Origin of the sequence: Cytophaga sp. (assembly GCF_051961495.1) — a bacterium.
Taxonomy (GTDB): domain Bacteria; phylum Bacteroidota; class Bacteroidia; order Cytophagales; family Cytophagaceae; genus Cytophaga.
Map to the genome: position 1 here is coordinate 1 of NZ_JBQCDF010000302.1, position 6,010 is coordinate 6,010.

Genomic DNA, 6,010 nt, shown 5'->3' on the forward strand with positions numbered 1-6,010 from the left:
GTCTCCTTCAGATTTTTATACATTGAGTTCCATCATATGCGGCAGCACAGGTGTGAACACTGCAGCAGACATGAATACACGCGTGGGCAATGCGAAAAGTTCCGGCGGCTGGTGTGTATTTTTAATCCATGGTATTGATAATGACGGCGGGTATTCACCTTTAGCATCAAGTATTTTAGGCAGTCACCTTTCTTATGTAAATACAAATACTGCAGATTACTGGGTAGGAACATTCGGAAACGTTGTAAAATATATTAAAGAACGTAATGCAATGGCAATTACTGAAACCACAGTAAACGCAGATTCATTACGTATGACACCGACAGATGGTCTGGACAATACCATTTACGATGCTGCTGTAACGATCCGTCGCCAGCTGCCGTCCACCTGGACGACCGTACGTGTCATGCAGGGAACGACAATTATTTCTTCCACAATCGTTACCATCAGCGGAGTGAAGTACATTCAATTCGACATTATTCCTGACAAAGGCGTATATACATTGGCAAATGCTTCGGTGACAAACCCGGGTTGTACAACTGCAGCACCGACAGTTACTACACCTGTATCGTATACACAGGGCGCCACAGCTGCTGCATTGACCGCAACGGGTACAGCATTGAAATGGTATGGCATGAATGCTACCGGAGGAACAGCAAGCACTACTGCTCCAGTTCCTTCTACCGCAACAGCAGGGACAGCAACGTATTATGTTTCACAAACATTAAACGGCTGTGAAGGGCCGAGAGCGGCTATCGTTGTAAATGTCACTGCTTCCGGAGGTGGTACAGATAATTGTGGTGAAACAGGTAATGGAGCATATTTCACGGGTGTGTACAGAAACATGTTTAAGGAGCTGCTGAATAAAACGGATACAGAAATCAATGCTAAAGTGAATGCTGCATTTCAACAGCTTTTTTATGGCAGTTCCACTCAAAAGGTATATTATGAAGTCGGTACTGACATGGCTTACATTCAGGATATTGCTAATAATGACGTGCGTTCCGAAGGTATGTCCTATGGTTTAATGATTTGTGTGCAGCTTGATAAAAAAGCTGAATTCGATAAATTATGGAAGTGGGTGAAAACATATATGCAGAATACTTCAGGTAATCTGGATGGTTTTTTCCGTTGGCAGCTGAATACGAACGGAACCGCCATCGATAATAATCCTGCTCCGGATGGTGAGGCTTACTTTATTACAGCATTATTTTTTGCTGCGAACAGATGGGGTAATGGCACTGGAATATATAACTATAGTGCAGAAGCGCAATCTGTTTTAAGTAAGGTGCAAAGTAAAACAGGGGCAGGAGGGGTTAACAGCTTATTCAATACAACTTCCAAACTTATTACATTTGGTCCCAATACCGGCTCTTACGACTTTACGGATCCATCTTATAACCTTCCCGGCTTTTTTGAACTATGGTCAAGATGGTCAACTACTAATACTGCATTCTGGCAACAAACACCTGATGCGGCAAGAAAGCTGCTTCGCGATGCTTCACATTCTACTTCAGGGCTTACTACAGACTATTCAAATTTTGACGGAACTCCTAAAACTACATCATATAATTCCAATAGTCAGCGTTTTATGTACGATGCATGGCGTTCAATCATGAACATGAGTGTGGATTACCATTGGTTTAAACTGGATGCCCAGCAACCTGTGATTGCCGATCGTTACCTGACCTTTTTTAAAAATCAGGGATCAGGTTATATGAACCATTATGACTGGAACGGTACCAATGCTTCCGGTGAACACTCCACAGGCCTTGTTGCCTGTAACGCGGTAGCATCGCTGGCAACTACGAATACAACCTTGTCAACACCGTTTGTACAGGAATTCTGGAATGTAGGAATTCCTTCCGGTACATACAGATATTATGATGGCATGTTATACATGCTTGCTATGCTGAACTGTTCCGGCAACTTTAAAGTATGGAAGCCGGCTTGCCCGAATACCTGTGCTACACCGGCTCCGGTAGTTCCTTCAGCAACCGTGACGTATGAGCTGAATGACGCAGCTGTTGCATTGACGGCAACAGGTACTGCATTGAAATGGTATACCACTGCAACCGGAGGAACTGCACTGGCTTCTGCGCCTGTACCGGTAACAACCACTACAGGTACCACAATATATTATGTGGGACAAACATTGAATAACTGTGAAGGGCCCAGAGCTTCAGTTACCGTAACGGTAAATAATACCTATAAAATATATAAAGTAAGCAGTCCGATTACCATAGATGGTACTGTTGATGCTGTATGGAACAATGCCGGCATACCAGCAGTGGCAGCTACCAAATTACTTTCAGGCGTTGTAACAAATGCGACGGATTTATCCGGAAACTTTAAAGCTTTGTGGGATGATAACTATCTGTACATAATGGCAGATGTTACCGATGATGTTAAAGTAAATGAAAGTACAAACGTATACGACGACGATGGAGTAGAAGTATATGTAGATATCAACAATGATAAAGCAACGACCTATGGCGCCAATGATGTGCAGTATACTTTTGGCTGGAACGATGGCACAACTGTTGGTGTATTGCCGGCTGGCCGTTCTGTGACAGGTATTACGTATAGTGCTGTTGCACGCACAGGCGGATATATTATTGAAGCCAGAATTCCATGGTCAACCTTGCAGGGCTCTCCGGCAGTGGGGCAATTGGTAGGGATGGATTTCATGATCAATGACGATGATGATAACGGAACCCGCGATGGAAAGCTATCGTGGAATGCCGCGACAGATAACGCATGGCAGGATCCCTCTTTATTCGGGACGGCTATCCTGCAGGGGGCTCTGCCATGTACAACCCCGGCAGCGCCAACCGTGACAACCGCGGTGAGCTATTGCCAGAATGCTACAGCCGCTCAGTTATCAGCTACAGGTACAAACTTATTGTGGTATACCGCAGCAACGGGTGGAACTGGTGTAGCGACAGCACCTACACCTTCTACAACAGCAGCAGGTAAAACAAGTTACTATGTATCACAAACAGTTAGCGGTTGTGAAAGTCCGCGTGCTGCGATTGAAGTAGCTGTAACAGCACTTCCTGCAGCTACGATCACGGCAGGTAGTGCAACAACGTTCTGTACCGGAGGTTCTGTGATACTTACATCTTCCACAGGAGCATCCTATAAATGGCTGAACGGAACCACCCAGGTTGGTACGGCTGCAACCTATACAGCGACCGCTGCGGGTTCTTATACCGTGGAAGTGACAGATGCCGCTTCCTGTAAAGCTACCTCAACATCTGTAACGGTGACTGTAAATACATTACCGGCAGCAACGATCACGGCGAGCGGCGCGACAGCATTCTGCGCCGGGGGAGCTGTAACACTTACATCTTCTACTGGAACATCCTATAAATGGCTGAACGGAACAACCCAGGTTGGTACGGCCGCAACCTATACAGCAACAACTGCGGGATCGTATACGGTAGAAGTAACCAATGCAAATGCTTGTAAAGCAACCTCTGCTCCGGTTACAGTTACAGTAAACACAGCGCCTGATGCTCCGGCAGCAGCAGCTGTAACCTATTGCCAGAATGCTGCGGCAGTTCCGCTCACAGCTACAGGTACCAGCTTGTTATGGTATACAACACCCGCGAACGGAACAGGCGCTGCAACAGCACCGACTCCTGCTACAACAACTGCAGGTACAACAAATTATTACGTATCACAGACTGTTACGGGTTGTGAAAGTGCCCGTACAGCGGTTACTGTTACAGTTAATGCATTGCCAGCAGCAACGATTACGGCAGGAGGTGCAACCACATTCTGTACCGGCGGTTCAGTGGTACTTACCTCTTCTGCAGGAACATCCTATAAATGGCTGAATGGCGCAACCCAGGTTGGTACTTCCGTTACTTATACAGCAACGGCTGCAGGTTCGTATACGGTAGAAGTAACCAATGCGAATACCTGTAAAGCAACTTCAGCAGCGGTAGCAGTTACGGTGAATACGGCACCGGGTGCGCCGGCAGGATCAGCTGTAATGTATTGCCAGAATGCAACAGCAGTTCCGTTAACAGCTTCGGGAACAGGTTTATTATGGTATGCAACACCTGCCAACGGAACAGGTTCTGCAACAGCGCCAACACCGGTTACAACAGCTGTTGGTACAACAAATTATTACGTATCACAGACTGTTACGGGTTGTGAAAGTGCCCGTACAGCAATTGCTGTTACAGTGAACGCATTGCCAACGGCAACGATTACCGCAGGCGGTGCAACCACATTCTGCACCGGCGGTTCAGTAATACTTACCTCTTCAACAGGAACATCTTATAAATGGTTGAATGGAACTACCCAGGTAGGAACGGCTGCCACCTATACAGCAACAACAGCAGGAGATTACACAGTAGAGGTAACCAATGCCAGTAACTGCAAAGCGATTTCTGCTCCGGTAACAGTTACTATAGGTTCTGCTCCGAATGCACCTGGCGTTACAACACCGATCAGCTATTGCCAGAATTCAACTACATTGCCGCTAACGGCTTCGGGAAGCGGATTGAAATGGTATACTTCAGTAAATAGTACTACACCTTTAGCTAATACACCTGTACCCGTAACAGCTTCAACCGGGACAACGAGTTATTATGTATCTCAAACAGCCAGTGGATGCGAAAGCGCACGGTCATTGATTGAAGTAGTTGTATTGCCGGCGTCGGCAGCGCCGACAGTTACTACTCCGGTAGTATATTGTCAGCATGAAGCTGCGACAGCATTAAATGTGGTTGGTACTTCGTTGAAATGGTATCCGTCGCTTACGGGTGGTTCTGTTTCAGCGGTAACGCCTGTACCTTCAACAGATGCAGCTGGTACGGTAAAATATTATGTTACCCAGGCAACGAATGGTTGTGAAAGTGAACGCGTGGAGATCAGTGTAACAGTGAATCCAACACCAGTTGCAACGATTACACCTACAGGTTCAACAACAATTACATCAGGTGGCAGTGTATTGCTGAATGCAACTACCGGCAACGGATTTATATACAAATGGTTTAATGGTTCCACAGAAGTTGGAACGGGTGCTTCTTATACTGCTACTGCTGCCGGTGATTATACAGTAGAAGTAACAACTGCAGCCGGTTGCAAAGCAGCATCATCTGTTACAACGGTTACAATAGGACAGAATCAGCCTTCGGTTATTACGATCGTGTCGCCTACAGATCAATCCAGTATAACAGGTGCAGTGGTAATCAATGTGAATGTTACCGATCCGGATGGCTCAATCACGTTGGTTGAATTCCTTGACGGCACAACAGTGATCGGAACAAGTACGTCTGCACCATACACCTATACATGGAATAATCCGACACCGGGAAGCCATACAATTACCGTACGCGTGACGGATAGCCAGGGGGGAGTTACAACGTCTGCTCCGGTTTCGATTACAACAAGCGATATAACAACGGTTGTACGCGGCGGTAAAACAATTTCAGGCAAAGTATATCCTGTTCCGGCAAAAGAAGAAGTACTAATCGAAACAGATACGGATCTTACGGGTTCATCTTTCAAAGTAATAAATGTCCTGGGTGAAGAAGTCTTATTGCCGGTATATATCACAGGTAACGAAGCAAGACTGGATGTGAGTGGACTGTCAGATGGAACCTATGTATTGATTATCAATCAGGAATCTTCTGTAATGAATCAACGCATCATTGTATTGAAATAAGTGTCCCCCGGTTTGAACCGGTATTATACAAGTCCTGATCTGTGCCCGGATCAGGACTTTTTTTTTGCAGGGCAATAATCCGGTAGTGTATCATAAAAATAAAAATCTGGTATAGAAAGAACAGCAGGAATAACAAGGTAGATCCAATCAATGCCAGGCAGGTTAATGGAATGAACGGGTATTCGGTTGTAAGCTGGCGGAGCTCTGTAACAGCCTGTTTGCGGTATTGGTCTTTATTTAACTTTCCGGTATAAGCAGCATTCTGGATGGAAGCGAATTCAATATAATTGAGAATATTTGTAATCTCTTTTGGTTCCAGGAACA

The 6,010-nt window shown here is 45.6% G+C and carries 1 protein-coding gene and 1 pseudogene; one reads left to right on the plus strand and one right to left on the minus strand.

Translation table 11 applies throughout. The annotated features are described in order from the left end of the window. Positions 1-22 precede the first annotated feature (22 nt). Positions 23-5,686, plus strand: a complete 5,664-nt coding sequence (locus ACTHJT_RS16795; RefSeq protein ID WP_440240344.1) for a glycosyl hydrolase family 8 — start codon at positions 23-25, stop codon at positions 5,684-5,686. Here ACTHJT_RS16795 and ACTHJT_RS16800 read toward each other — a convergent pair. Next, positions 5,670-6,010, minus strand: a pseudogene (locus ACTHJT_RS16800) (hypothetical protein); the annotation flags it as partial. The gene ACTHJT_RS16795 and the pseudogene ACTHJT_RS16800 overlap by 17 nt on opposite strands.